This window comes from Paraburkholderia sp. SIMBA_054 (assembly GCF_046534875.1).
GTDB lineage: Bacteria > Pseudomonadota > Gammaproteobacteria > Burkholderiales > Burkholderiaceae > Paraburkholderia > Paraburkholderia hospita.
The window spans coordinates 1-229 of the sequence record NZ_JAWRXV010001879.1 but is presented as its reverse complement, the minus strand read 5'-3'; the positions used below and the strand labels follow the sequence as shown (position 1 = coordinate 229).

The 229-nt window shown below is 57.2% G+C and carries 1 protein-coding gene; it reads left to right on the top strand.

Annotated features, from left to right (window positions below; translation table 11 throughout):
* A partial coding sequence (locus SB822_RS61570) for a sugar transferase (RefSeq protein ID WP_410859730.1) occupies nt 1-229 on the top strand: 229 nt, incomplete at both ends.

Genomic DNA, 229 nt, shown 5'->3' with positions numbered 1-229 from the left:
CCTCATGCGCTCGAGCACGACGACCTCTATCAGAAAGTGGTCGCGGGCTACATCAATCGCTATCGGATCAAGCCGGGTATTACAGGTTGGGCGCAAATCAACGGCTTTCGTGGCGAGACCGACCGCATCGAAAAGATGGAACGTCGCGTCGAACATGACCTGTACTACCTGGGGCATTGGTCGTTTGCACTCGACATGCGGATCATCGGCGCGACGATTGTCGCCGGAC